Below are 23,817 nucleotides of genomic sequence, written 5' to 3'. Positions count from 1 at the left end.
GGCGGGGTCAGGCGCGGGGGGTCAGCTGGTCGGGCGGCCGAGGTCGAGGAGGCGCTGTCGGCTGAGCGCGCCCACCGGCCGGCCGGCGTCGGTCACGAGAAGCCGGTCCCGGCCCGAGGTGAGCAGGACCGCCAACGCGTCGTACGCCGAGCCGTCCACAGCGACGGTGGGCAGGTCCGGTGCGGCGTCCTCGGGCACCGGCTCCAGCGCCTCCCGGTCGAGCGGGGTGACCGCCAACCGGCGGATGCCCCGGTCGGCGCCGACGAACTCGCGTACGAACGCAGTGGCGGGTGCGCCGAGCAGTGCGGCCGGGGTGTCGTACTGCTCCAGCTGCCCGCCCTCGGAGAGGACCGCGATCCGGTCACCGAGCCGGACGGCCTCGTCGAGGTCGTGGGTGACCAGCACGATCGTCTTGCGCACCTCGGCCTGGAGGCGCAGGAACTCCTCCTGGAGGCGGGCCCGGACGATCGGGTCGACGGCCGAGAACGGCTCGTCCATCAACAGCACCACCGGGTCGGCGGCGAGCGCCCGGGCCACCCCGACACGCTGCCGCTGGCCACCCGACAACTCGTGCGGGTAGCGACCGCCGAACTCGGCCGGGTCCAGCCCGACCAGGTCGAGCAGCTCGTCGACCCGGGCCCGGGTCTGGCCCTTGGGCCAGCGGAGCAGGCTCGGCACGGTGGCCACGTTGGCCCGCACGGTCTGGTGTGGAAAGAGACCGACGTTCTGGATCACGTACCCGATTCGACGGCGCAGTTGCACCGGGTCGACGTTCGTGACGTCCTCGTCGCCGAGCGTGATGCGGCCGGCGGTCGGTTCGATCAAGCGATTGATCATCCGCAGGACTGTCGACTTGCCGCAGCCGGACGGGCCGATCAGCACCACCAGCTCGCCGGCCGGGACCTCCAGGCTGAGGTCCCGGACAGCTTCGGTGCCGTTCGGGTAGTGCTTCTGGATGCCCTCCAGGGAGATCGACGCCGCGCGAGGGGATTGGGCCACGCCGGTAGCCTCCGGGGTAACGTCCACGTATGTCCTTCCGCCTGAGCTACCGGGCCGACCCGGGTAACCCCTGGTTCTCCTGGCAGTACGTGCGGGACAACTCTGACACGATCCTCGCCGCGGTGCGCGAACACGCCTCCCTCACCGGCCGAGCGGTGTTGATCGCGGTGCTGATCGCCCTGCCGTTGTCCGTGCTGGCGTACTGGGTCCGTCCGCTCGCCGGCCCGATCCTCGCTGTCAGCGGGGTGGTCTACACCATCCCGTCGTTGGCGCTCTTCGCGTTCATCGCCCCCTACCTGGGCACCGGGGCCACCACGGTGCTGGTCGGGCTGGTCCTCTACGCGCTGCTGCTGATCGTGCGCAACGTGGTGGCCGGTCTCAACCAGGTGCCCCCGGAGGTTCGGGAAGCCGCCGAGGGTATGGGTTACGGCCGGTGGAGACGGCTGTTCCGGATCGACCTGCCGCTGGCGCTCCCGGGCATCGTGACCGGCGTACGGCTGGCGACGGTCTCGACGGTGGCGTTGGTCACGGTCGGGGTGCTGGTCGGGCACGGCGGGCTCGGGCAGTTGATCTTCGCGGGCTTCCAGAACAACCTCTACAAGGCCGAGATCATGACGGCCGCACTGCTCTGCGTGGCGCTCGCGGTCGTGCTCGACCTGTTGCTCATCCTGGTCGCCCGACTGGTGACTCCCTGGTCCACCCGGAGGGCACGGTGACCGTCGCGGCGAACCCGATCGGGCAGGCCATCACTTGGATCAACGACCCACTGAACTGGACCAACCCCGGCGGCATGCTGGACCGGCTCGGCGAGCATCTGACAATCTCCGCCCTGGCCGTGGCGCTCGGCTGTCTGGTGGCCTGGCCGCTCGGGCTCTGGCTGGGGCACCTCGGTCGAGGTGGCGGCCTCGTGGTGCTGATCTCCAACGCCACCCTGGCCATCCCCACCCTGGCGCTGCTGACCATCCTCCCGGTCGTCTTCGCCAGCGGCTTCGGGAAGACACCGGTAGTGGTGGCACTGGCTGTCTTCGCCGTGCCGCCGCTGCTGGCCAACGCGTACACCGGGGTGCGGCAGGTGGACCCGGAGGCCCGCGACGCGGCCCGGGGGATGGGCCTGTCCAGCGCGCAGCTGCTGCGCCGGGTGGAGTTGCCGCTCGCGGTGCCCTATCTTGCGGCCGGTTTCCGCACCGCGGCGGTCCAGGTGATCGCGACCGCGGCGCTGGCGTCCTTCGTCAACGGCGGCGGCCTGGGCCAGATCATCCGGACCGGCTTCGGTATCGGTATCGCGGCCGGCGGCGGGCAGATCGTCGCCGGCGGTGTGCTGGTGGCCGGGCTCGCGCTGCTGGCCGAGGTGGTCCTCGGCGGCGTCGAACGGCTGGTCACCCCCAAGCCGCTGCGGCGCGGGCGGCAGCGCCTCGGGCGGCCCCGGGCCGCCGACGCCACCGGCAGCGCCTGACCGTCCGGGTGAGCCCGCGTCGAGCGGGCGACCCACGTCCGTCAAATCGGTGACGATGGGGTGACGAAGTCCATCCCAAGTTGTCGGTCGGTTCCGGAGCATGTTGGGTGGACATTCGCGGGCGGCCGACAATCAGGATCGCCCGTCGGACACGCGGCTGGCCCGGGACGGGTCGCGCCGGGACACGGAAGGCGGGCACATGCGCGCACGTACACGTCTGGCGATCGGGGCGGTCAGCGCCGTCGCCGCGGCGGCACTCCTCACCGGCTGCGGTGACGCCGGCTCGTCCGGCACCGACGCACCCCAGACGAGCGCCTCCGGCGCCGGGTGCGCCCCGGTCGCCGGCCAGCAGCTCATCGCTCTGCAGGACGACAAGAAGCTCCAGAACTCCGACAACGTCATTCCCGCGGTCAACAGCAAGGCGGCCAACCCGCAGCTGATCGCCGCACTGGACAAGGTCTCCGCCGCGCTCGACACCCCGAAGCTGATCCAGCTCAACAAGGCCGTCAACGAGGACCGCAAGACCCCCAAGGTGGCGGCCGAGGAGTTCGCCAGCGCGAACAACCTGACCGCGGGCATCGCCAAGGGCCCGGGTGGCGACATCACGGTGGGCGCCGGCAACTTCGCCGAGAGTCAGATCCTGGGTGAGCTGTACCGGATCGTGCTCTCCGCCGCCGGCTACCAGGTCAAGGTGCAGCAGATCGGCAACCGGGAGCTCTACGCGCCGGCCCTGGAGAAGGGCGAGATCCAGGTCGTCCCGGAGTACGCGGCGACCATGGCCGAGTTCCTCAACACCAAGGCCAACGGCCAGAACGCGCAGCCGGTCTCCTCGCCGGACATCAACACGACGGTGACCGCGCTCAAGGCCGAGGGCGACAAGGCCGGCCTCACCTTCGGCACCCCGGCCGCCGCACAGGACCAGAACGCCTTCGCGGTGACCCAGGCCTTCGCGGACAAGTACGGCGTGCGGACCCTCTCCGAGCTGGCGGCAAAGTGCTCCGGCAGCGCGACCGTGCTGGGTGGCCCGCCGGAGTGCGAGCAGCGTCCATTCTGCAAGCCGGGCCTGGAGAAGACCTACGGGCTGTCGGTCGGCAAGTTCTCCTCGCTTGACCAGGGTGGACCGCTGACCAAGAGCGGGCTGCGCGACGGCTCGATCAGCGTGGGTTTGATCTTCTCCTCGGATGGCGCCTTCGCCACCAGCTGAGCCCTTTCCGCACGTGCTGAGGACGCCCTCGCCCCGACCGGGCGGGGGCGTCCGCGCGTCTCGGGGACCCCGTTCCCTCCGGTGGATATCGTGGGTAGGCTGCACATCCATGCCAGCCCCGGCCACCCCTGACGCCCGGCGTCAACCACCGCTGCTGACCATGCTCTTCTGGGCGGGCGTCGCTCTCGCGCCGGTGGCGGCGCTGATCCTGCTGGTGGCCGACGGCAATGGCCCGCTGCGTTTCGCCGCGGTGCTCGCCATCCTCGCGGTGGTGCTGATCGGCCTCTCCATCGCGTTGCGGCCCGACGGCGAGGGCACCTCGGCGCGGACCGACGAGTTGCTGGACGAGATCGAGGAGCTGCGTCGGGAGTTGCGCAGCGAGATCGTGGCCGCCGCCCAGCGCGGTAACCAGGCGCTCGATCAGGCGCAACGGGCCCAGGAGGGGATCGCCGCGGTGCGCCGTCGTCTCGACGCCAGCGGTGCCGCCCCCGCCGGTGCCGCCCCCGCCGTCGAGCCGGCAGGCGCCGGACGGGCGCGGGTGGCTGCCGTCGAGCCGCCGGTGGACGACACGCCGGTGGCCCGTAACCGGGGCGACGCGCCGGCCGGCCGCGCCCGGGTGTCCGGCCCCGACGACACGCCCCGGTGGAGGCGCCCGGAGCACCCGGACGACGACGAACCGGCGTACGCCCGGGAGGCCCCCGAGCCGCCGGCCGCCGCCGGGATGTACGGCGGGGAACGGCCGGCCGCCACCGCGTACGGCTCAGCTCGCCCCCGGGAGCACGACCGCCCGGAGGCAGCGCACCGGCCGGGTGGCGTGGTCCGACACACCGAGACCGTGCACGTCACCACCCGGCACACAGTGGTGGACGGCGGTCCGGCCGAGCCGGCCGGGCGCTACGGCGGTGGGTACGCCGGTCAGTGGACCGCACCCGCGCAGGAGTGGACCCGGGGCGGCGACGCCGAACAGCCCCCTCGCCCGTCCGGCCGGGCGAGGAGCGAGCCGGAGCAGCACCCCAGGGCCGGGTACGGCGACGAGCCGGGCTGGACGGGCCGCCGCGACGAACCGGAGTGGACGGATCGGCGCGACGCGTACGCCCAGCCCGACGAGCCCGCCCCGGCGGCCCGGTCACACCGCACCCCGGAGAGGCCGGCGGCGGAATCCTGGGACAGCCCGCACGATCGGGGCTGGTCGGAGCAGCGCGACCGGGCGGGTGCCCCGGCACCCCAGCCCGGACCGCCGCTGCGGGCCGACGACACCGGCGAGTACTGGTCGCAGCTGCGGGCCGGTGACCGGTGGGCCGCCGTCCGCGACGACGAGAACGGTCGCGAGGTGCGGGTCGGCGAACGTCGGGCCGAGGTGCACGCCGACGCCACCGGCACCGAGTACCGGGTGGCCGACCGCTGGGCCGCCGTCCGCCACGAGGAGCCGCGCCGTCACGAGGACGCCGCCCGCTACGAGGAGCCGCGCCGATACGACGACGCCGGCCGCTACGACGACGCCGGCCGCTACGACGACGCCGGCCGGTATGAAGAACCGCGCCGCCACGACGGTGGTCGGCGGGCCGAGCCGGGAAGGCCCGCGCTGCCGGTGGGCGGTGTGCCGGTGCCGGACGAGTGGCGCCCACCGCGCCAACGCGGCCACCAGGCGGAACCCGCGCCGGAACGGACCGGCCGGCGGCGGGTCGACGAGCGCTACGGCTACCCGCCGCAGGACGACGTGCCGCGTGCCGGCGGCGCGCCACCCACCGACCGCTGGCGGTGACCGGTCAGGCGGCTCGGGTCACTTGTCGATGTCGCCGACCACGAAGAACATCGAGCCGAGGATCGCGATCAGATCAGGGACCAGGCAGCCGGGGAGCAGGGTGGCCAACGCCTGCACGTTCGCGTACGAGGCGGTGCGTAGCTTCAACCGCCACGGCGTCTTCTCGCCCCGCGACACCAGGTAGTAGCCGTTGATGCCGAGCGGGTTCTCCGTCCAGGCGTACGTGTGCCCCTCCGGCGCCTTGAGCACCTTCGGCAGCCGGGTGTTGATCGGCCCGGTCAGCCGGTCCACCCGGTCGAGGCACTGCTCGGCAAGGTCCAGTGACGCGTAAACCTGGTCGAGCAGCACCTCGAAACGCGCGTGGCAGTCGCCGGCGGTCTTGGTGACCACCGGAACGTCCAGCTCGTCGTAGGCCAGGTAGGGGTCGTCGCGGCGCAGGTCCAGGTCGAGCCCCGAGGCCCGGGCCACCGGGCCGGACGCGCCGAACGCGGCGGCGTCCGCGGCGGACAGCACGCCCACGCCGACGGTGCGGGCCAGGAAGATCTCGTTGCGCCGGATCAGGTGGTCCAGGTCGGGCAACCGGCGGCGTACCTCGCCGATCGCCGCGCGGGCCCGCCCGGTCCACCCGTACGGCACCTCTTCCTTGAGGCCTCCCACCCGGTTGAACATGTAGTGGATCCGGCCGCCGGAGACCTCCTCCATCACCGCCTGGATGGTCTCGCGTTCCCGGAAGGCGTAGAAGATCGGCGTGATCGCCCCGATCTCCAACGGGTACGAGCCGAGGAACATCAGGTGGTTGAGCACCCGGTTCAGCTCCGCGAGGGCCATCCGCAGCCAGGTGGCCCGCTCCGGCACCTCCATGCCCATCAGGCGTTCCACAGCGAGCACCACACCCAGCTCGTTGGAGAACGCCGAGAGCCAGTCGTGCCGATTGGCCAGCACGATGATCTGCCGGTAGTCACGCACCTCGAAGAGCTTCTCCGCGCCCCGGTGCATGTAACCGACGATCGGTTCGCAGGCGACCACCCGCTCACCGTCGAGCACCAGCTTCAACCGCAGCACACCATGGGTGGAGGGGTGCTGCGGGCCGATGTTCAGCACCATGTCGGTGCCGAGCTGCTGATCACCGGTGCCGGCGATCAGCCCGGCCCCGGTGCCGACGGTCAGTTCACGGAGGTCCCCGGCGTCGGTGGTCATGCCCGTCATCGTGCCACGGCCGGCCCGAGCGGGATGCCGACCGGCTGGCGCAACCACCAGTGCCCGCCGAGCCCGGCCGGGTCGGTCAGCTCAGCCACCGCCGAGGCGGCGGCCAGCGCCCGCACGTAGCCGACCGGGTCGGTGCCGGCCAGGCTGAGCGGCGGTCGACCGCCGTCGGCCCCGAGCGCCCGCAGCGCCTCCCGCTGCAAGACCAGGGAGTACGCGCACCGGGCGACCGCCGCACCAGCGGAGGCGACCGAGTCCATGGCCACGTGCGCGGTGACATCACTCGACCCGTCGGGCACCGGAGGCACCTGCCGCCCACCTCGGTACCCGGTCAACGTCCCGTCGACCGGCCGCGCCTCCCGCAGGTGCCCGTAGTCGACTGCCACCGCCAGCCCTCGGCTGATCTTCCTCACCGCGTCGGCCCAGGCATCATCTCTGCTTCGGCCGATCTCGGCTCGTAGGTAGTCACTGTGGGGGGTTTCCGGGCAGCCCGGCCGGCTCCGGGCGGTCAGGCTTGATCCCTGCGCCGGCCGGGCTGCCCCGAAACCCGACTCGCCTTCGCTTGTCGCATCCGACCAGGTCACCCCCAGGTTCGGGGCGCCGTCCATGCTGGGCAAGGCTTCGGGGTTGGGCCACCACTTCGTCAGCCAATCATGATCATCGGGGCTGACGGGCTCACCGACTGATTCGGCACCGCTCTCGGGGTCGACCAGCACGTATCGCCAGCCGTCCTCGGTGTGCAACGCGACGTCCAGCGGGACGTTGTCCAGCCACTCGGTGGCGAGCAGTACTCCGGTGAACTCGGCAGGGATCTCGGCCGTCCAGGTGATCTCTTCGGGCAGGTTCTCGGGGCGGGGTGCGTACTCGACGGCTGTGAAGCGGACGCGCTCCGCGAGTGGCGCGCGGGGGGCGGCCAACGACGGCCCGTCGGGTGCCGGACGGGCGGAGGCCGTGGGAGTCAGGGTTTCCGGGGAGCCCACCCGTGGAGGGATCAAGCCTGACCGCCCGGAGCGGGTGGGCTCCCCGGAAACCCCCACCGCGAGCCCGGTGGGATTGTGAGCGAGCCCGGTGGGACTGTGAGCGAGCCCGGTGGGATTGTGAGCGAGCCCGGCGAGAGCCCGTAGCAGCTCACCCCGCCCCGCCCCCACGTCGACCACGTCAAGTCGCGAGGGATGCCCGAGCGCGGCGTCCACCTCCGTGACGAGGCGCAGCAGCGCGGTGGCGAAGGCCGGAGAGGCGTGCACGCTGGTGCGGAAGTGGTCGGCCGGGCCGGTGCCGGCGACGAAGAAGCCGCCGGACCCGTAGAGGGCTCGGCTCATCGCGTCTCGCCAGGCGATCGACATCAGTTCACTCCGAATGCAGCGGGCGCGGCGCACGGTGATCAGGTGATGAAAAGTAGGTCAGAAACGCTCCGGTTACCTACTTTTCAGCACTTGATCATGGTGGCAGAGGGAACGCGCTGGCCTGGGGCGGCCGGGGACGGTGGCGAAGGGCACTTGAGGCGGTGGTGAAGGTTTTCACACATGCTTGTCCGGGTTCGGTAGGCCGGGCGCATACTTGCGATCGACCGGTACCCCTTCTCGAGGACTGGATCGTCGTCATGAGCGCACCGTTGCGCCCGCGTCCGGCCGCCCCGCACGGGCCCGCCGTTCTCGGTGCCTCCGCCACTCCCTTCACCTCCCGTCTGCTCACCGTCGGTGTCGTTGGCGCCGGTCGGGTCGGCGCCGTGCTGGGCGCCGCGCTCGCCGCCGCCGGGCACCGGGTGGTCGCCGTCTCCGGCAGCTCCGGAGCCAGCCGCGCCCGCCTCGCCCTGCTGTTGCCCGAGGTGCCCCGCCGCCCGGTCGCCGCCGTGGCCCACGCCGCCGCCGACCTGCTGCTGATCGCGGTACCGGACGACAAACTGGCCGGTGTGGTGACCGACCTCGCGGAGCAGGGCGCGCTGCGACCGGGGCAGATCGTCGCGCACACCTCGGGAGCCCACGGCCTGGCCGTGCTGGAGCCCGCCGTCGCGGCCGGCGCCCGGCCGCTCGCACTGCACCCCGCGATGACCTTCACCGGTACGCCGGACGACCTGGCCCGGCTGGACGGCATCTCGTACGGGGTGACCGCCCCGGCGGAGCTGCGCCCGCTGGCTGCCCGGCTGGTCACCGACCTCGGTGGCGTGCCCGAGTGGGTGGCCGAGTCGGACCGTCCGCTCTACCACGCCGCGCTGGCCCACGGCGCGAACCACCTGGTGACCCTGGTCAACGAGGCGACCGACCGGTTGCGGGACGCCGGGGTGTCCCGGCCGGAGAAGGTGCTCGCCCCGCTGCTGCGAGCCGCCCTGGAGAACGCGTTGCGGCTCGGCGACGACGCGTTGACCGGCCCGGTCTCGCGCGGCGACGCGGGCACCGTGCAGCGGCACCTGGCCCGGTTGGCGGCCACCGCACCGGAGTCCGTCCCCGCGTACCTGGCGTTGGCTCGTCGTACCGCCGACCGGGCGATCGCCGCCGGCCGGCTGCGGCCGGTGGACGCACAGTCGCTGCTCGGCGTACTGGCCGACAGCGGTCGGGAGGTGGCCGCGTGAGCGTGAGGAGTGAGCCGATCGTGCGAGCCCCGCAATCGCGAACCGAGGTGGCGCTATGACCCAGGTGGTGCACACGCGCGCCGAGTTGGCCGAGGCCCGCGCCGGGCTGAAGGGCACGGTCGGGGTGGTGATGACCATGGGCGCGCTGCACTCCGGGCACGAGACGCTGCTGCACGCGGCCCGGGAACAGGCCGACCACGTGCTGGTTACGGTCTTCGTGAACCCGTTGCAGTTCGGGCCGAACGAGGACTTCGACCGCTACCCGCGCACCCTCGACGCCGACCTGGAGGTGTGCCGGCGGGCGGGCGCCGATCTGGTCTTCGCCCCGTCGGTGGCGGACATGTACCCGGACGGTCAGCCCCGCGTACACCTCGATCCGGGCCCGCTCGGCGCCGAGCTGGAGGGGGCGAGCCGCCCCGGCTTCTTCCACGGGGTGCTCACCGTGGTGCTGAAGCTGCTCCAGCTCACCCAGCCGGATCTGGCGTTCTTCGGCGAGAAGGACTACCAGCAGCTCACCCTGGTCCGGCGGATGACCCGCGACCTGGACGTGCCGGTCGAGGTGGTCGGCGTGCCGACCGTCCGGGAGCCGGACGGGCTGGCCCTCTCCAGCCGCAACCGCTACCTGAGTGAGCCGGAGCGGGCCGCCGCGCTGAGTCTGTCCGCCGCGCTGCGGGCCGGCGCGCACGCCGCCGACGACGGCCTGGACGCCGGGGCGGTGCTGACCGCCGCGCACGCCGCGTTCGGCGCCGGTACGCCCGGTGCCCGCCTCGACTACCTGGTGCTCACCGATCCCGAGTTGGAACCGGGGCCGGTGGCCGGGCCGGCTCGGCTGGTGATCGCCGCCTGGGTGGGCGCCACCCGGTTGATCGACAACGCGGCGATCCACCTCGCCCCGCGTCCCTGACCCGGCCGTACCACCCTTCACCGATACCGCGAAAGGCCACTCCGATGTTGCGGACCATGCTCAAGTCGAAGATCCACCGAGCCACGGTGACCCAGGCTGACCTGCACTACGTCGGTTCGGTGACGGTGGACGAGGATCTGCTCGACGCCGCCGACCTGCTCCCCGGCGAGCAGGTGGCGATCGTGGACATCACCAATGGCGCCCGGCTGGAGACGTACGTGATCCCGGGCGAGCGTGGCAGCGGCGTGATCGGCATCAACGGCGCCGCCGCGCACCTGGTGCACCCCGGCGACCTGGTCATCCTGATCTCGTACGGGCAGATGGACGACGCCGAGGCGCGGTCGTACCGGCCACGGGTTGTGCACGTCGACGCCGACAACCGGGTGATCGAGCTGGGTGCCGACCCGGCTGCGGCGGCACCCGGCACTGCCGGGAACCCGGTGCCCAGCCCGTTGGCCGTGTCCGGAGTCTGATCCCCCCGTACCGTGATTCCGGTCTGTCACCAGAAGGTCATTTCCGGTTACCCTGGGCACGCTGGCGGAAGCCGGTCGGTGGCTGGGGGAGGCCGCGATGAGCCGTGCCATGACGACCCTGTTCGCCGCTGCCGTGACGGCAGTGCTGCTGGTGGGCTGTGCCGGGTCCGGCGGCTTGGACGGTGATCTGACCGACGACTGGGCGGCGTTGCCGGCACCGTCGGCGTTCACCCCGGCCGCCGGGGTGTGTCACGCCGCCGACTTCACCGATCTGGTCAGCCTGGCCGGCTATGAGCCGGTGGACTGCGCCGGGCCGCACCGCCTGGAGACCGTGCACGTCGGGGCTTTCCCGGCCGAGCGGACGGCCGCTCCGGCGGGGGGTTCGGCCGAGCTGCGGGGCGCGTTCGCCGAGTGCGACACCCGGGCGACGGGCTACGTGGGTGACGACTGGCGGTCCGGCCGGCTGCGGCTGTCCGTGGCGCTGCCCAACGGGCCGGGGTGGGCGGCGGGTTCCCGGTGGTTCCGCTGCGACCTCACCGAGTTGACCACGGTCGAGGCGGCGGCGACCGTGGTGGTCCGGTCGGGCAGTCTGCGGGACGCGTTGAAGGGGCCCACCGGGCTGCGCCTCGGTTGCCAACAGACTCGCGGTGGCGCCGGCCGGGGCGTGCAGACGCTGACCCCGGTGGAATGCGGCAAACAGCACGACGCCGAGTTCGTCGGGGTGTGGCGCGCACCGGATAAGGCGTACCCGACCCGGGACGCCGACTGGCTGCCGCTCTACACGGGTTGTCGTAGCGTCCTGGCCCGGTACGCCGGCGTGCCGGACGACGCCACGCTTCGCTTCCGCAGCGGTGTGGTGGTCCGTCCGCCGGGGGCAGGGCGCTGGAAGGTCGGTGACCGGGGCGTCCGCTGCTATCTGTGGCTCAGCGACCGTACGGTGACCGCCTCGCTGAAGGGCGCGGGCCCGGTTGGTCTGCCGGTCCGGACGAAGTGACCACGGCCTGACGGTCGGCACGGCGCGGCGCGCGCCGGACGGGGTCGCCCAAAACACTCGTCCCGCCCCCGCCGCCCCGGGCGAGGACGGTTCGGGTTGACTGGGGGGATGGACCTCCCGACCGTCGACCTGCCTGCCCTGCCCGCGCTGCTGGCCGCGCCCGCGCCCGGCTGGGTGGAGACCACCGACGTGATCGTGGTGGGTTCCGGCGTGGCCGGGTTGACCGCGGCGCTGCACCTGCGTGAGGCCGGTCTGCACGTCACGGTGGTCACCAAGGTCAACATTGACGACGGCTCGACCCGGTGGGCGCAGGGCGGTATCGCCGCCGTGCTCGACCCGGCCGACACCCCGGCGGCGCATGCCCGGGACACGGAGGTCGCCGGGGTCGGGTTGTGCGACCCGGCGGCGGTCCGGGTACTGGTCGAGGAGGGCCCGACCCGGCTCCGTGAGCTGATGCGGATCGGCGCCGAGTTCGATCGGCACCCGGACGGCTCACTGATGCTGACCCGCGAGGGCGGGCACCGGGCGGACCGGATCGTGCACGCTGGCGGCGACGCCACCGGCGCGGAGGTGCAGCGGGCCCTGCACGCCGCGGTACAGCGCGACCCGTGGATCCGGCTGGTCGAGCACGCCCTCGTGCTGGATCTCCTGCGCGCGCCCGGTGACGGCCCGGATGGGCTCGGCCCGGCCTGCGGGATCACCCTGCACGTGTTGGGTGAGGGCAGCGAGGACGGCGTCGGCGCGCTGCTGGCCCGTGCCGTCGTGCTCGCCACTGGCGGCATGGGGCAGATCTTCTCGGCCACCACCAACCCGGCGGTCTCCACCGGGGACGGGGTGGCGCTGGCGCTGCGGGCCGGGGCGGCGGTGACCGACGTGGAGTTCGTCCAGTTCCACCCGACCGCACTGATCACCCCGGCCGGCGCGGGGGTGCCCGGGGCGGGGCACGCGCAGCAGCCGCTGGTCTCGGAGGCGTTGCGCGGCGAGGGCGCGTACCTGGTGGACGCCGACGGCAAGAGGTTCATGGTGGGCCAGCACGAGCTGGCCGAGCTGGCACCGCGCGACGTGGTGGCCAAGGGCATCCACCAGGTGCTGCTGGCCACCGGCGCCGACCACGTCTTCCTCGACGCACGGCACCTGGGCGGCGACTTCCTGGCCGGTCGGTTCCCCACCATCGTGGCGTCCTGCCTGGCGATCGGCGTGGACCCGGCGACTGATCTGATCCCGGTGGCGCCGGCCGCCCACTACGCCTCCGGCGGCGTCCGCACCGATCTGCGCGGCCGCACCTCCATCCCCGGCCTGTACGCCTGCGGCGAGGTGGCCTGCACGGGCGTGCACGGCGCGAACCGGCTGGCCAGCAACTCGCTGCTGGAGGGGCTGGTCTTCTCCCGGCGGATCGCCGAGGACATCGCGGCCGGCCTGCCCGAGCAGGCCCAGCCGGCGGAGACCGGCGCCTGGCGTGGCGGGACGGGCTGGGTGCTGCCGGCGGAGGTGACGCCGACCCTGCAACGGGCGATGACCCGGGGGGCCGGGGTGCTCCGATCCGCCGCGACGCTGGCCGAGACGGCCGGGACGTTGACCGAGCTGGGCGTTGCCCGGGGGCGGCCGCGGACCGCCGACTGGGAGGCGACGAACCTGCTCACCGTGGCGTCGACGCTGGTTGCCGCCGCGTACGCCCGTGGTGAGACCCGGGGCTGCCACTGGCGGGAGGACTTCCCGACGGCCGACGAACGGTGGCTGGGCCATCTGGTCGGGGCGGTCGGGGCGCAGGGCCGGGTGACGCAACAGTGGGAGGGGAAGCACAGTGAGCGCGAGGAGTGAGCCGGTTTTGCGAGCCCCGCAGTCGCGAACGGAGATGGCATTGATCGAGTCGACGGAGACGGCGTTGCGGGCGGCTGGGTTGGATCCGGCGCACGTACGGCAGGTGATCGAGGGCGCGCTGGTCGAGGATCTGGGCCCGGATTTCCTGGACGTCACAAGCGTGGCCACCATTCCGGCGGAACAGACCGACACCGCCGACCTGGTTGCCCGCGCGGACGGGGTGTTGGCCGGGATGGCGGTGGCCGCCGCCGTGTTCGAGCTGGTGGGCGAGGTGACTGGCTTCGGTCGTACCGTCGAGGTGTCGGTGCTGGCCCGCGACGGCGAGCGGGTGGCCCGCGGCGACGTGCTGGCGACGGTGACCGGCCCGAGCCGGCTGCTGCTGACGGCCGAGCGGACGGCACTCAACCTGCTCTGCCGGATGTCCGGGGTGGCCACCCACACCCGCGCCTGGGCGGACGCGCTGGCCGGCTCGAAGGCGATGGTGCTGGACACCCGCAAGACGACGCCGGGCCTGCGGGAGCTGGAGAAGTACGCGGTGCGGGCCGGCGGCGGCACCAACAAGCGGATGGGCCTCTACGACGTGGCCATGATCAAGGACAACCACAAGCTGGCGGCCGGGAGCATCACTGCGGCCTACCGGCGGGTCCGGGAGGCGTTCCCGGAGGTGCCGGTGCAGGTCGAGGTGACCAGTGTCGAGGAGGCGGTGGAGGCGGTGGAGGCCGGGGCGGACTTCCTGCTCTGCGACAACATGACGCCGGAGGTGCTGGCCGAGGCGGTGGCCGCGGTGGGTGACCGGGCGGAGCTGGAGGCGACCGGCGGGCTGACCCTGGAGGTGGCCGGCCGGTACGCGGCCACCGGCGTGGACTTCCTCTCGGTGGGCGCGCTGACGCACTCGTCGCCGATCCTGGACATCGCGCTGGACCTGCGCGCGGATTAGGGCGTGTGTCAAAGCCTCGGTCGAGCTGGGCCCGCCGCAGGCCGGCCAGTGGCTTTGACACACGCCCGGGTTGTCTAGGCTGCGTGCGTGCTGCTCTGCATCGACATCGGAAACACCAACACCGTGCTGGCGACCTTCGACGGCGACAAGCTGGTGCACTCCTGGCGGATCAAGACCGATGCCCGCTCGACGGCGGACGAGCTGGGCCTGATGTTCCGGGGTCTGCTCGCCGGGGACAACGTCGAGATCACCGGTGTGGCCGCCTGCTCCACGGTGCCGGCCGCGCTGCGGTCGCTGCGCACCATGCTGAGCCGCTACTACGCCGACCTACCGAGTGTCGTGGTCGAGCCCGGGGTGCGCACCGGCGTGCAGTTGGCGATCGACAACCCGAAGGAGGTCGGCGCCGACCGGGTGGTGAACACCCTGGCCGCGTACACCCTCTACGGCGGCCCGTCGATCGTCGTGGACTTCGGCACCACCACCAACTTCGACGTGATCAGCGAGCGCGGTGAGTTCCTCGGCGGCGCGTTCGCCCCGGGCATCGAGATCTCCTTCGACGCGCTGGCCGCCCGTGCCGCGCAGCTACGCAAGGTCGAGGCCACCAAGCCCCGCTCGGTGATCGGCAAGAACACCGTGGAGTGCCTCCAGGCCGGCCTGTACTTCGGCTTCGCCGGGCAGGTGGACCGGATCGTCGAGCGGATGACCGAGGAGTTGGGCGAGGTGCGGGCGGTGATCGCCACCGGCGGCCTCGCCTCCCTGGTGATCAACGAGTGCCGCAGCATCACCCACCACGAGCCGATGATCACGCTGATCGGCCTGCGGATGGTCTACGACCGCAACCTGTGACCCCGGCCGCCGCCGGGGGCCGGCCTCCGTGTCGGCGTCAGCGCCGCCGGGCGCGCAGCACCAGCGTCCGGTACGGCAGCTCGATGGTGTCCCGACCGCTCAGGGCGGGGTGGGTGTTCAGGAGTTCGGTCAGGTCCCGCTCGACCCGTCGCTGATCGTCGGTGGAGGCGGTGAGCCAGTACGAGCGGGTGCGGACCATGCCGAACAGCTCGTCCGGCGTGAGCGTGGTGCGGTGCGTGAACTCACGCTTTTCGACGGCGTCGAACGCGGGGCCGAAGTCGGGGCGCTCGCCGAAGAGCTGGCTGGTCGACTTGTCACCGAAGTGGGCGATGCGACCCAGCTCGGCCACCCAGTCGACGCTGGCGTCCCGGATGTTCCAGATGGGGGCGAAGGTGCCGCCGGGACGAAGCACCCGGGCAATCTCGGTGTGTGCGGGCTCCCGGTCGAACCAGTGGTACGCCGTCCCGACCAGCACCGCGTCCACCACCGAGTCGGGCAGCGGCATGGCCTCGGCGCTGCCCGCCAGCGCCGTCGTGCCCGGAGTGCTGGCGGCGAGTTGCGCCCGCATCCCCGGATCGGGCTCGACCGGGACGACCTCGTGGCCAAGGGCCAGTACAGCGCGGGTCAGGATGCCGGTGCCCGCAGCGAGATCGACCACCCGGGCTTCGCTCAGACCGTCGAGTGCCCAACGGACCGCAGCCTCGGGATAGCGTGGTCGAAACCGGTCGTAATCACTCGCGGCGGCACCGAACGACAGGGCGTGAGTGTGATCGACCATGACGGGCAGGTTATCCCGTAACGCCCTCCGGACCGCTTGAGTACGCTCGGGCCTGACCCCCTGTATCTCCGTGACGAGGAAGCGTGCCGTGACCGAGCAGAACCCCGTGCCAGTGGACCCCGCCGATGACCTTCCCGAGCAGATGAAGGTCCGCCGGGAGAAGCGGGACCGGATGCTCGCCGAGGGCGTCGAGCCCTACCCGGTCGGCTTTCCCCGCACCACCACCCTGGCGCAGGTCCGAGCGGCCTACGCCGACCTGCCCACCGACACCGCGACCGGCGACCAGGTCGCGGTCACCGGCCGGGTGATCTTCGTACGCAACACGGGCAAGCTCTGCTTCGCCACCCTCCGGGACGGCGACGGCACCGAGTTGCAGGCGATGCTCTCCCTGGACCGGGTCGGGCCGGAGCGGCTGGAGGCGTGGAAGCGCCTCGTCGACCTCGGCGACCACGTGGGCGTCACCGGCGAGGTGATCACCAGCCGTCGGGGTGAGCTGTCGGTGCTGGCCCAGCAATGGGAGATGACCGCCAAGGCGCTGCGCCCGTTGCCGGTGGCCCACAAGCCCCTCTCCGAGGAGGCGCGCGTCCGGCAGCGTTACGTCGACCTGATTGTCCGGCCGCAGGCACGGGAGATGGTGCGCACCCGGGCCGCCGCGGTACGCAGTCTGCGCGATTCACTGCACGGGCAGGGCTTCATCGAGGTGGAAACGCCGATGTTGCAACTGCTGCATGGCGGCGCGACGGCTCGACCGTTCGTGACCCACAGCAATGCGTTGAACACCGATCTGTATCTGCGAATCGCTCCGGAACTGTTTCTCAAGCGCGCTGTGGTCGGCGGCGTCGACCGCGTCTTCGAGATCAACCGCAACTTCCGTAATGAGGGTGTCGACTCTTCGCACTCGCCGGAGTTCGCGATGCTGGAGACGTACCAGGCGTACGGCGACTACGACACGATGGCCGAGTTGACCCGCAATCTCGTGCAACAGGCGGCGATCGCGGTGAGCGGCTCGACGGTGGTGACCCACGCCGACGGGCGCGAGTTCGACCTGGGCGGCGAGTGGCGGTCCGTGACGTTGTTCGGTGTGCTTTCCGAAGCGCTGGGCGAGGAGGTCACGGTCCGCACCGAACGCACCCGCCTGGTGGAGTACGCGGACAAGGTCGGATTGGCCGTGGACCCGAAGTGGGGCCCGGGCAAGCTGGCCGAGGAGTTGTTCGAGGAACTGGTCGTTCCCGGCCTGGAGGCGCCCACCTTCGTACGGGACTACCCGGAGGAGACCAGCCCGCTCACCCGGGCCCACCGCAGCGAGCCGGGGCTGGCCGAGAAGTGGGACCTCTACGTGCTCGGCTTTGAGCTGGGCACCGCGTACTCCGAGCTGGTCGACCCGATCGTGCAGCGGGAACGGCTGGTCGCCCAGGCGCAGTTGGCCGCGCGTGGCGACGACGAGGCGATGCGTCTCGACGAGGACTTTCTTCGGGCGATGGAGTATGGAATGCCGCCGGCCGGCGGTATGGGAATGGGAATCGACCGGCTCTTGATGGCCCTGACCGGCCTCGGAATTCGGGAAACGATCCTCTTCCCGTTGGTCCGCCAGGAGTAGTCCCGTCCGGTCGTACGCCGAGCCGTAACCGGGTCCTATTGACGCGACGAGCGGCGCGCGGGTTATTGTGCTCTCGTTAGCAGGAGCACCCTGCTCGAAAGGAATGTGGGACGTGGCCAAGCAGATCATTCACAAGCTGGTCGATGACCTGGACGGCGGGGACGCGGACGAGACCGTCAAGTTCGCCCTCGACGGCGTTCAGTACGAGATCGACCTGTCGAGCGCCAACGCCGCGAAATTGCGCGATGCATTTGCGTCGTACGTGGGTGCTGGCACCAAGGTCGGCCGTGGTGGTGTCGTGATCGGTGGGCGGGCTGCCCGCGGTCGGGGTGGCGCGACCGCCGATCGGGAACAGAACAAGGCGATCCGGGAGTGGGCCAAGAAGGCCGGCAAGGACATCTCGGACCGGGGTCGTATCCCGCAGGAGATCGTGGACGAGTTCCACGCGAAGCGCTGATCCGTCAGCAGCTTGGTGGCCAGCCGCCACCGCAGGCGACACCGACGCCGGGCCGGAGGAGTTCTCCGGGCCGGCGTCGCCGTATCCGGGCGGCGTCGCCGTGTGCGTCCGGGGCCGGGAAGCATTCCGGGCCCACCGGCGTTGTCCACAACCAGTGGAACAGTTGTCCACAGCCTGTGGACAACCTGCTTCAGGGGTCCGGCGCGGCACTCGCCGCGACCGCCGATCCGCCCTCCAGGGACTCCCGGAGCGCTTCCGGACCCCGGATCGGGCTTCCGTCGAGCCAGTCGGATTTCGCTCTGCGCGTAGCGACAGGGCTACCGGAACACCTCCTGAGCGCGGACGGTTGTTCAAAACGACGTGCAACCGACCCAGAGCAGAGACACACGACCTCAGCTGAGTCGGTCAGCGACGATAGAGTAAGGAGGCACGGACGCCCGTCCTGGACGTTCGTGCACCGGCCCCGCCAAGATCTTGACCATCAAGGCGCACGGCACGTGAGGAGCACGAGGGCATGTTCGAGCGGTTCACCGACCGAGCGCGACGGGTTGTCGTCCTGGCCCAAGAAGAGGCCCGGATGCTCAACCACAACTACATCGGTACGGAACACATCCTGCTGGGCCTGATCCACGAAGGTGAAGGCGTCGCGGCAAAGGCCCTGGAGAGCCTCGGCATCTCCCTGGAGGGCGTCCGCCAGCAGGTCGAGGAGATCATCGGCCAGGGCCAGCAGGCGCCGAGCGGGCACATCCCGTTCACGCCGCGAGCCAAGAAGGTGCTGGAGCTGTCGCTGCGCGAGGCGCTGCAGCTCGGCCACAACTACATCGGCACGGAGCACATCCTGCTCGGGCTGATCCGTGAGGGCGAGGGCGTCGCCGCCCAGGTGCTGGTCAAGCTCGGCGCCGACCTCAACCGGGTCCGCCAGCAGGTGATCCAGCTGCTCTCCGGCTACCAGGGCAAGGAGCCTGCCGCGGCGGGCGCCGCGCCGGGTGAGGCCGCGCCGTCGACCAGCCTGGTGCTGGACCAGTTCGGCCGCAACCTGACTCAGGCCGCCCGCGAGGGCAAGCTCGACCCGGTCATCGGGCGCGAGAAGGAAATCGAGCGGGTCATGCAGGTGCTCTCCCGCCGTACCAAGAACAACCCGGTCCTGATCGGTGAGCCCGGCGTCGGCAAGACCGCCGTGGTGGAGGGCCTGTCCCAGAAGATCATCAAGGGCGAGGTGCCCGAGACTCTCAAGGACAAGCAGCTCTACACGCTCGACCTGGGCGCGCTCGTCGCCGGTTCCCGCTACCGCGGTGACTTCGAGGAGCGCCTCAAGAAGGTGCTCAAGGAGATCCGCACCCGCGGCGACATCATCCTGTTCATCGACGAGATCCACACCCTGGTGGGTGCGGGTGCCGCCGAGGGCGCGATCGACGCCGCGAGCATCCTCAAGCCGATGCTGGCCCGTGGTGAGCTGCAGACCATCGGTGCCACCACGCTCGACGAGTACCGCAAGCACCTGGAGAAGGACGCCGCTCTCGAGCGCCGCTTCCAGCCGATCCAGGTGGGTGAGCCGTCGCTGGCCCACACCATCGAGATCCTCAAGGGCCTGCGGGACCGCTACGAGGCTCACCACCGCGTGAGCATCACCGACGCTGCTCTCGTGGCTGCCGCGACCCTGGCCGACCGGTACATCTCCGACCGCTTCCTCCCGGACAAGGCGATCGACCTGATCGACGAGGCCGGTGCCCGGATGCGAATCCGTCGGATGACCGCGCCGCCAGACCTGCGTGACTTCGACGAGCGCATCGCCCAGGTGCGTCGTGACAAGGAGTCCGCGATCGACGCGCAGGACTTCGAGCGCGCAGCCCAGCTGCGCGACAAGGAGAAGCAGCTCCTCGGCCAGAAGGCTCAGCGGGAGAAGGAGTGGAAGGCCGGTGACCTGGACGTCGTCAGCGAGGTTGACGACGAGCAGATCGCCGAGGTGCTCGGCAACTGGACCGGCATCCCGGTCTACAAGCTGACCGAGGAGGAGACCTCGCGCCTGCTGCGCATGGAGGACGAGCTGCACAAGCGCGTCATCGGCCAGGAGGACGCGGTCAAGGCGGTCTCGAAGGCGATCCGGCGTACCCGGGCCGGCCTGAAGGACCCGAAGCGCCCGTCGGGCTCGTTCATCTTCGCCGGCCCGTCCGGTGTCGGTAAGACCGAGCTGTCCAAGGCGCTCGCCGAGTTCCTCTTCGGCAGCGAGGACGCCCTCATCCAGCTGGACATGTCCGAGTTCCACGACCGTTACACGGTCTCCCGGCTCGTGGGTGCCCCTCCCGGCTACGTCGGCTACGACGAGGGCGGGCAGCTGACCGAGAAGGTGCGGCGTCGGCCGTTCTCGGTGGTCCTCTTCGACGAGATCGAGAAGGCTCACCCGGACGTGTTCAACACGCTCCTGCAGATCCTCGAAGACGGTCGGCTCACCGACGGTCAGGGTCGGATCGTGGACTTCAAGAACACGGTCATCATCCTGACCACGAACCTGGGCACCCGTGACGTCGCCAAGGCGGTGTCGCTGGGCTTCCAGCAGTCGGAGGACTCCGAGTCCAACTACGACCGGATGAAGCAGAAGGTCAACGACGAGCTCAAGCAGCACTTCCGGCCTGAGTTCCTCAACCGGATCGACGACACCATCGTCTTCCACCAGCTGCGTCAGACCGAGATCCTCTCGATCGTGGACATCATGATCCAGCGGATCGAGGGCCAGCTGCGGAACAAGGACATGGGTCTGGAGCTGACCGACAACGCCAAGAAGTACCTGGCCGCGAAGGGCTTCGACCCGGTCCTCGGTGCCCGTCCGCTTCGTCGCACGATCCAGCGCGACATCGAGGACAACCTCTCCGAGCGGATCCTGTTCAACGAGCTGACCCCGGGTCAGGTGGTGAGGTCCGCGGTTGGCAGGGACGGGCCGTCACCGACCAGGCGGAAGGAGTCGGTGCCGGCGGGTTCGACCAGGCCGTCCTGCACCAGCCCGGCGAGGGCGCGGGCGCGTTGGACGTCGTCGGTCCAGACCTGGTCCAACCGCTGGTGCGGGACCGGCCCGGTGCTGTCCCGGAGCACTCCGAGCAGCAGACCGCGGACCTGTCGGTCGGTTCCCGCGTACCGCTGGGGTCGGCGGGTCGGCCCGGCCGGCGCCTCCTGGCCGGACGCCCGCCAGGCGCAGACCGACTCGACGGGGCAGGCGGTGCAGCGCGGTGACCGGGCTGTGCAGATCACCGCGCCCAGTTCCATGAACGCGGCGCTGGCCAGCGCCGCTGCGGCCGGTTCGGTGGGAAGCAGTTCCTCGGTGGCGACGAGGTCCGCTGGTCGGGTGACGGGCCCGGCGTCCGGTTCGCCGGCCACCGCCCGGCACACGACCCGGCGTACGTTGGTGTCGACGACCGGGTGCCGCTGCCCGTACGCGAAGGCGGCCACCGCCCGGGCGGTGTACGTGCCGACGCCGGGCAGTGCGAGCAGTTGCTCCAGCCGGTCCGGCACCTGACCGCCGTGCCGGTCGACGATCGCGACAGCGCATTCGCGCAGTCGGACCGCCCGACGGGGGTAGCCGAGGCGTCCCCACATCCGGATCGCCTCGGCTGGCGTGTCCGCCGCCAACGCGGCCGGCTCCGGCCAGCGGGCCAGCCACGCCTGCCAGGCCGGCACCACCCGGACCACTGGTGTCTGCTGGAGCATGACCTCGCTGACCAGGATGGCCCACGGGGTGACGCCTGGCTCGCGCCACGGCAGGTCACGGGCGTGCTGCTGGAACCACCGGCTGACCAGGGAGGCGAAGTCGGGTTGAGTCATGGCGTCGTCGATGATGTCACGCCCGGCGTTCCCGTTGGGTGGGCGGCTCGGGCGGGGTGCCACGTCCTCGTTCGGTGGACGGGGGAGAATGCGCGGATGAACGAGCTCGCGATCACCGTCATCGGTCGGGACCGGCCAGGCATCGTGGCCGACGTCGCGGAGGTGCTGGCCCGACTGGGCGCGAACCTCACCGACAGCACGATGACGCGGCTGCGGGGGCATTTCGCGATGACCCTCATCTGCACCGGCCCGGCCGCCGCCGAGGTCGAGGCCGCACTGGCGTCGCTGGCCGCCGAGGGCCAACTGCTGGCGACGGTACGCGCGGTCACCCCGGACGGCGATGTTCCTCCGGTGGGTGAGCCGTACGTGATGGCGGTGCACGGTTCGGACCGGATGGGGATCGTCGCGGCGATGACGCGGGTGCTTGTGGATGCCGGGGGGAATGTCACCGACCTGAGTACCCGGTTGACCGGTGCGCTCTACGTGGTCCTGGCGGAGGTCGAGTTGCCGGCCGGTGTGGCGGACACTCTGCTCGACCGGCTGCACCGGACGGCTGCCGAGCTGGGCGTGGAGGTCACCCTCCGGCCGGCGGACCCGGACCTGTTGTGACCGGCGGGGAGCGCGGGCCGGAGGTCGGCCTGGGGGACTGGACACCGGAGTCGCTGGACGTGCCGGGCGAGGTGCGGGCGGTGGTGTCCGCCCCACATCCGGTGTTGAGTCGGGCCGCGGACGAGGTCGACCCCACGGCTAAGGAGACGGTCCAACTCGCGGCCGACCTGATAGCCACGATGAAGGTCTCGCCGGGCTGCGTCGGGCTGGCCGCGCCGCAGGTCGGGGTGGGCGCTCGGGTCTTCGCCGTCGACGTGACCGGGCACCCGAAGGCGGTGACGGTGCACGGCACCTTCGTGTTGTGCAACGCGCGCGTGGTCGAGGCGACGCGGTGGAAGCCGGGCCGGGAGGGCTGCATGTCGGTGCCGGACCTGACCGGGGACGTGAAGCGGGCCAGCCGGCTGGTGGTGGAGGGTGACCTGCCGGGTAGCGGCGAGCCGGTCCGGCTGGTGACCGACGGCTTCGAGGCTCGGGCGTTGCAGCACGAGATCGACCACTGCGCGGGGCTACTCTTCCTGGACCGGGTGGCCGGTGCGCACGCGGTCTATCAGCGCAAGGTCTACCTGTGATCGGGTGCCGGACCGGCTTGCTCATCGTCCTGTGTGGAGGGTCGGGTGAGCGCCCCGGAGTGGCTCCGGCGCGTCGCGCCGCACTGCCGGGTACGGCGCGGCTACGGTGGAGGGCATCATGCGTCTGACGGTCGGCCCCCTGCCACCCGCCGTGTACTGGCGGCGTCGCGCCGTCGTACTCGGAGCGGGGTTCCTGTTCCTGATTGTCCTGCTCTACTCCTGTACCGGTTCGGGTCGTTCCGGCGACAAGGAGCCGAAGGCGGGCGGTTCGCCGTCGGCGACGTCCGCCGCGACGCCTGGTCCCGCTGGGCCGGTGCTGACACCGCAGACCGGCGGCCCGTCGTCGTCCGCGTCCGCTGATTCGGGTGCGACGAGTCCGAGCCCGGCGATCACCAGCAACACACCGCCGCTGGGCGCGGCGGCCGGTTCGGAGGACGACGGCACCTGCACCGACGGGGAGATCAGCGTGGTCTCGTCGGCGAGCCCGACCTCGGTGCAGCGGGGCGCGGTGGTCCAGCTGCAACTGAAGATCAAGAACACGTCGGATCGGACGTGCAGCCGCAACGTCGGCGCCGACCTCCAAGAGATCTTCATCAAGTCCGGTGCCGAGAAAATCTGGTCGTCGGACACCTGCGGCAAGGTCCAGGGCTCGGACGTTGTGTCCTTCACGCCGAACATCGAGCGCTCCTACCAGGTGCCGTGGAACGGGCGGGACACCAGCCGCTGCGACGGAGCGCTGGCCGGCGGGCCGTTCCCGCCGGTCGGGTCCTACCAGGTGTTCGCTCGGGTCGGCACGAAGCTCAGCGACCCGGTGAAGCTCACTGTCACCGGCTGAGCC

At 71.4% G+C, this 23,817-nt stretch carries 21 protein-coding genes and 1 pseudogene; 17 read left to right on the top strand and 5 right to left on the bottom strand.

What is annotated here, in order from left to right; all coding sequences use genetic code 11:
• Window positions 1–21 precede the first annotated feature (21 nt).
• Entirely contained in the window at window positions 22–1,026 is a 1,005-nt protein-coding gene (locus DLJ58_RS09690; RefSeq protein ID WP_208740971.1) for an ABC transporter ATP-binding protein, read from the bottom strand.
• Between the two features lie 2 nt (window positions 1,027–1,028).
• On the opposite strand from DLJ58_RS09690, the gene DLJ58_RS09685 reads away from it, so the two are divergent.
• From DLJ58_RS09685 to DLJ58_RS09670, 4 genes are all read left to right on the top strand, one after another.
• A complete protein-coding gene (locus DLJ58_RS09685) occupies window positions 1,029–1,715 on the top strand; it encodes an ABC transporter permease (RefSeq protein ID WP_091403225.1) in 687 nt (228 codons plus the stop codon).
• Complete coding sequence (locus DLJ58_RS09680) at window positions 1,712–2,452, top strand: ABC transporter permease (RefSeq protein ID WP_091403223.1); 741 nt, start codon at window positions 1,712–1,714, stop codon at window positions 2,450–2,452. Before DLJ58_RS09685 ends, DLJ58_RS09680 begins: the two co-directional genes overlap by 4 nt.
• Before the next feature lie 199 nt (window positions 2,453–2,651).
• Window positions 2,652–3,656, top strand: a complete 1,005-nt coding sequence (locus tag DLJ58_RS09675; RefSeq protein WP_124854944.1) for a glycine betaine ABC transporter substrate-binding protein — start codon at window positions 2,652–2,654, stop codon at window positions 3,654–3,656.
• Between the two features lie 109 nt (window positions 3,657–3,765).
• Window positions 3,766–5,418: a hypothetical protein gene (locus tag DLJ58_RS09670; protein ID WP_124854942.1), complete on the top strand. Its 1,653-nt coding sequence runs from the start codon at window positions 3,766–3,768 to the stop codon at window positions 5,416–5,418.
• An 18-nt stretch (window positions 5,419–5,436) separates the two neighbouring features.
• On the opposite strand, the gene DLJ58_RS09665 is transcribed toward DLJ58_RS09670, so the two are convergent.
• Together DLJ58_RS09665 and DLJ58_RS09660 are read right to left on the bottom strand one after the other, a co-directional pair.
• The gene (locus tag DLJ58_RS09665; RefSeq protein ID WP_181539454.1) at window positions 5,437–6,624 is read right to left on the bottom strand and encodes an NADH-quinone oxidoreductase subunit D; all 1,188 of its coding nucleotides are present in this window, start codon (window positions 6,622–6,624) and stop codon (window positions 5,437–5,439) included.
• A complete protein-coding gene (locus tag DLJ58_RS09660) occupies window positions 6,621–7,964 on the bottom strand; it encodes an SAM-dependent methyltransferase (protein ID WP_244218861.1) in 1,344 nt (447 codons plus the stop codon). The genes DLJ58_RS09665 and DLJ58_RS09660 overlap by 4 nt, the downstream gene beginning before the upstream one ends.
• A gap of 257 nt (window positions 7,965–8,221) precedes the next feature.
• Between DLJ58_RS09660 and DLJ58_RS09650 the strand changes: the two genes are divergently transcribed.
• From DLJ58_RS09650 to DLJ58_RS09620, 7 genes are all read left to right on the top strand, one after another.
• Window positions 8,222–9,187 carry a Rossmann-like and DUF2520 domain-containing protein gene (locus tag DLJ58_RS09650; RefSeq protein ID WP_124854940.1) on the top strand — a complete coding sequence of 322 codons (966 nt, stop codon included), beginning with the start codon at window positions 8,222–8,224 and terminating at the stop codon, window positions 9,185–9,187.
• Between the two features lie 55 nt (window positions 9,188–9,242).
• Entirely contained in the window at window positions 9,243–10,091 is an 849-nt protein-coding gene (gene panC / locus DLJ58_RS09645; RefSeq protein WP_124854938.1) for a pantoate--beta-alanine ligase, read from the top strand.
• Between the two features lie 44 nt (window positions 10,092–10,135).
• Complete coding sequence (gene panD, locus DLJ58_RS09640; RefSeq protein ID WP_030327945.1) at window positions 10,136–10,564, top strand: aspartate 1-decarboxylase; 429 nt, start codon at window positions 10,136–10,138, stop codon at window positions 10,562–10,564.
• Window positions 10,565–10,661: 97 nt separating this feature from the next.
• Entirely contained in the window at window positions 10,662–11,558 is an 897-nt protein-coding gene (locus DLJ58_RS09635; RefSeq protein WP_124854936.1) for a septum formation family protein, read from the top strand.
• Between the two features lie 108 nt (window positions 11,559–11,666).
• Window positions 11,667–13,376 carry an L-aspartate oxidase gene (locus tag DLJ58_RS09630; protein ID WP_124854934.1) on the top strand — a complete coding sequence of 570 codons (1,710 nt, stop codon included), beginning with the start codon at window positions 11,667–11,669 and terminating at the stop codon, window positions 13,374–13,376.
• A 40-nt stretch (window positions 13,377–13,416) separates the two neighbouring features.
• On the top strand, window positions 13,417–14,313 hold the full coding sequence (nadC, locus tag DLJ58_RS09625; protein ID WP_124854983.1) for a carboxylating nicotinate-nucleotide diphosphorylase: 897 nt from the start codon (window positions 13,417–13,419) through the stop codon (window positions 14,311–14,313).
• 87 nt (window positions 14,314–14,400) lie between these two features.
• On the top strand, window positions 14,401–15,159 hold the full coding sequence (locus DLJ58_RS09620) for a type III pantothenate kinase (RefSeq protein ID WP_091403191.1): 759 nt from the start codon (window positions 14,401–14,403) through the stop codon (window positions 15,157–15,159).
• Window positions 15,160–15,196: 37 nt separating this feature from the next.
• Here the strand turns inward: DLJ58_RS09620 and DLJ58_RS09615 are convergent, their stop codons facing one another.
• Complete coding sequence (locus DLJ58_RS09615) at window positions 15,197–15,937, bottom strand: class I SAM-dependent methyltransferase (RefSeq protein WP_124854932.1); 741 nt, start codon at window positions 15,935–15,937, stop codon at window positions 15,197–15,199.
• Window positions 15,938–16,025: 88 nt separating this feature from the next.
• Between DLJ58_RS09615 and lysS the strand changes: the two genes are divergently transcribed.
• The 3 genes and pseudogenes from lysS to DLJ58_RS09600 form a co-directional block, all read left to right on the top strand.
• The gene (gene lysS / locus DLJ58_RS09610) at window positions 16,026–17,534 is read left to right on the top strand and encodes a lysine--tRNA ligase (RefSeq protein WP_124854930.1); all 1,509 of its coding nucleotides are present in this window, start codon (window positions 16,026–16,028) and stop codon (window positions 17,532–17,534) included.
• A 112-nt stretch (window positions 17,535–17,646) separates the two neighbouring features.
• A complete protein-coding gene (locus DLJ58_RS09605; RefSeq protein ID WP_036392792.1) occupies window positions 17,647–17,991 on the top strand; it encodes a histone-like nucleoid-structuring protein Lsr2 in 345 nt (114 codons plus the stop codon).
• A 514-nt stretch (window positions 17,992–18,505) separates the two neighbouring features.
• Window positions 18,506–20,906, top strand: a pseudogene (locus DLJ58_RS09600) (ATP-dependent Clp protease ATP-binding subunit); the annotation flags it as partial.
• On the opposite strand, the gene DLJ58_RS09595 reads toward DLJ58_RS09600, so the two are convergent.
• Window positions 20,890–21,801 carry an HhH-GPD family protein gene (locus tag DLJ58_RS09595; protein ID WP_124854981.1) on the bottom strand — a complete coding sequence of 304 codons (912 nt, stop codon included), beginning with the start codon at window positions 21,799–21,801 and terminating at the stop codon, window positions 20,890–20,892. The pseudogene DLJ58_RS09600 and the gene DLJ58_RS09595 overlap by 17 nt on opposite strands.
• A 96-nt stretch (window positions 21,802–21,897) precedes the next feature.
• Here DLJ58_RS09595 and DLJ58_RS09590 point away from each other — a divergent pair, with 96 nt between their 5' ends.
• The 3 genes from DLJ58_RS09590 to DLJ58_RS09580 all read left to right on the top strand — a co-directional run bounded on the left by DLJ58_RS09590 (window position 21,898) and on the right by DLJ58_RS09580 (window position 23,814).
• On the top strand, window positions 21,898–22,410 hold the full coding sequence (locus DLJ58_RS09590; RefSeq protein ID WP_091403183.1) for a glycine cleavage system transcriptional repressor: 513 nt from the start codon (window positions 21,898–21,900) through the stop codon (window positions 22,408–22,410).
• On the top strand, window positions 22,407–22,979 hold the full coding sequence (locus tag DLJ58_RS09585; RefSeq protein WP_124854928.1) for a peptide deformylase: 573 nt from the start codon (window positions 22,407–22,409) through the stop codon (window positions 22,977–22,979). Before DLJ58_RS09590 ends, DLJ58_RS09585 begins: the two co-directional genes overlap by 4 nt.
• Before the next feature lie 118 nt (window positions 22,980–23,097).
• Window positions 23,098–23,814 carry a hypothetical protein gene (locus DLJ58_RS09580; protein ID WP_124854926.1) on the top strand — a complete coding sequence of 239 codons (717 nt, stop codon included), beginning with the start codon at window positions 23,098–23,100 and terminating at the stop codon, window positions 23,812–23,814.
• The last annotated feature ends 3 nt before the right edge of the window (window positions 23,815–23,817 follow it).

Source organism: Micromonospora arida (assembly GCF_003857035.1).
Classification (GTDB): domain Bacteria; phylum Actinomycetota; class Actinomycetes; order Mycobacteriales; family Micromonosporaceae; genus Micromonospora; species Micromonospora arida.
The sequence above is the reverse complement of the archived record's forward strand: the minus strand, read 5'-3'. Positions and strand labels throughout refer to the sequence as shown.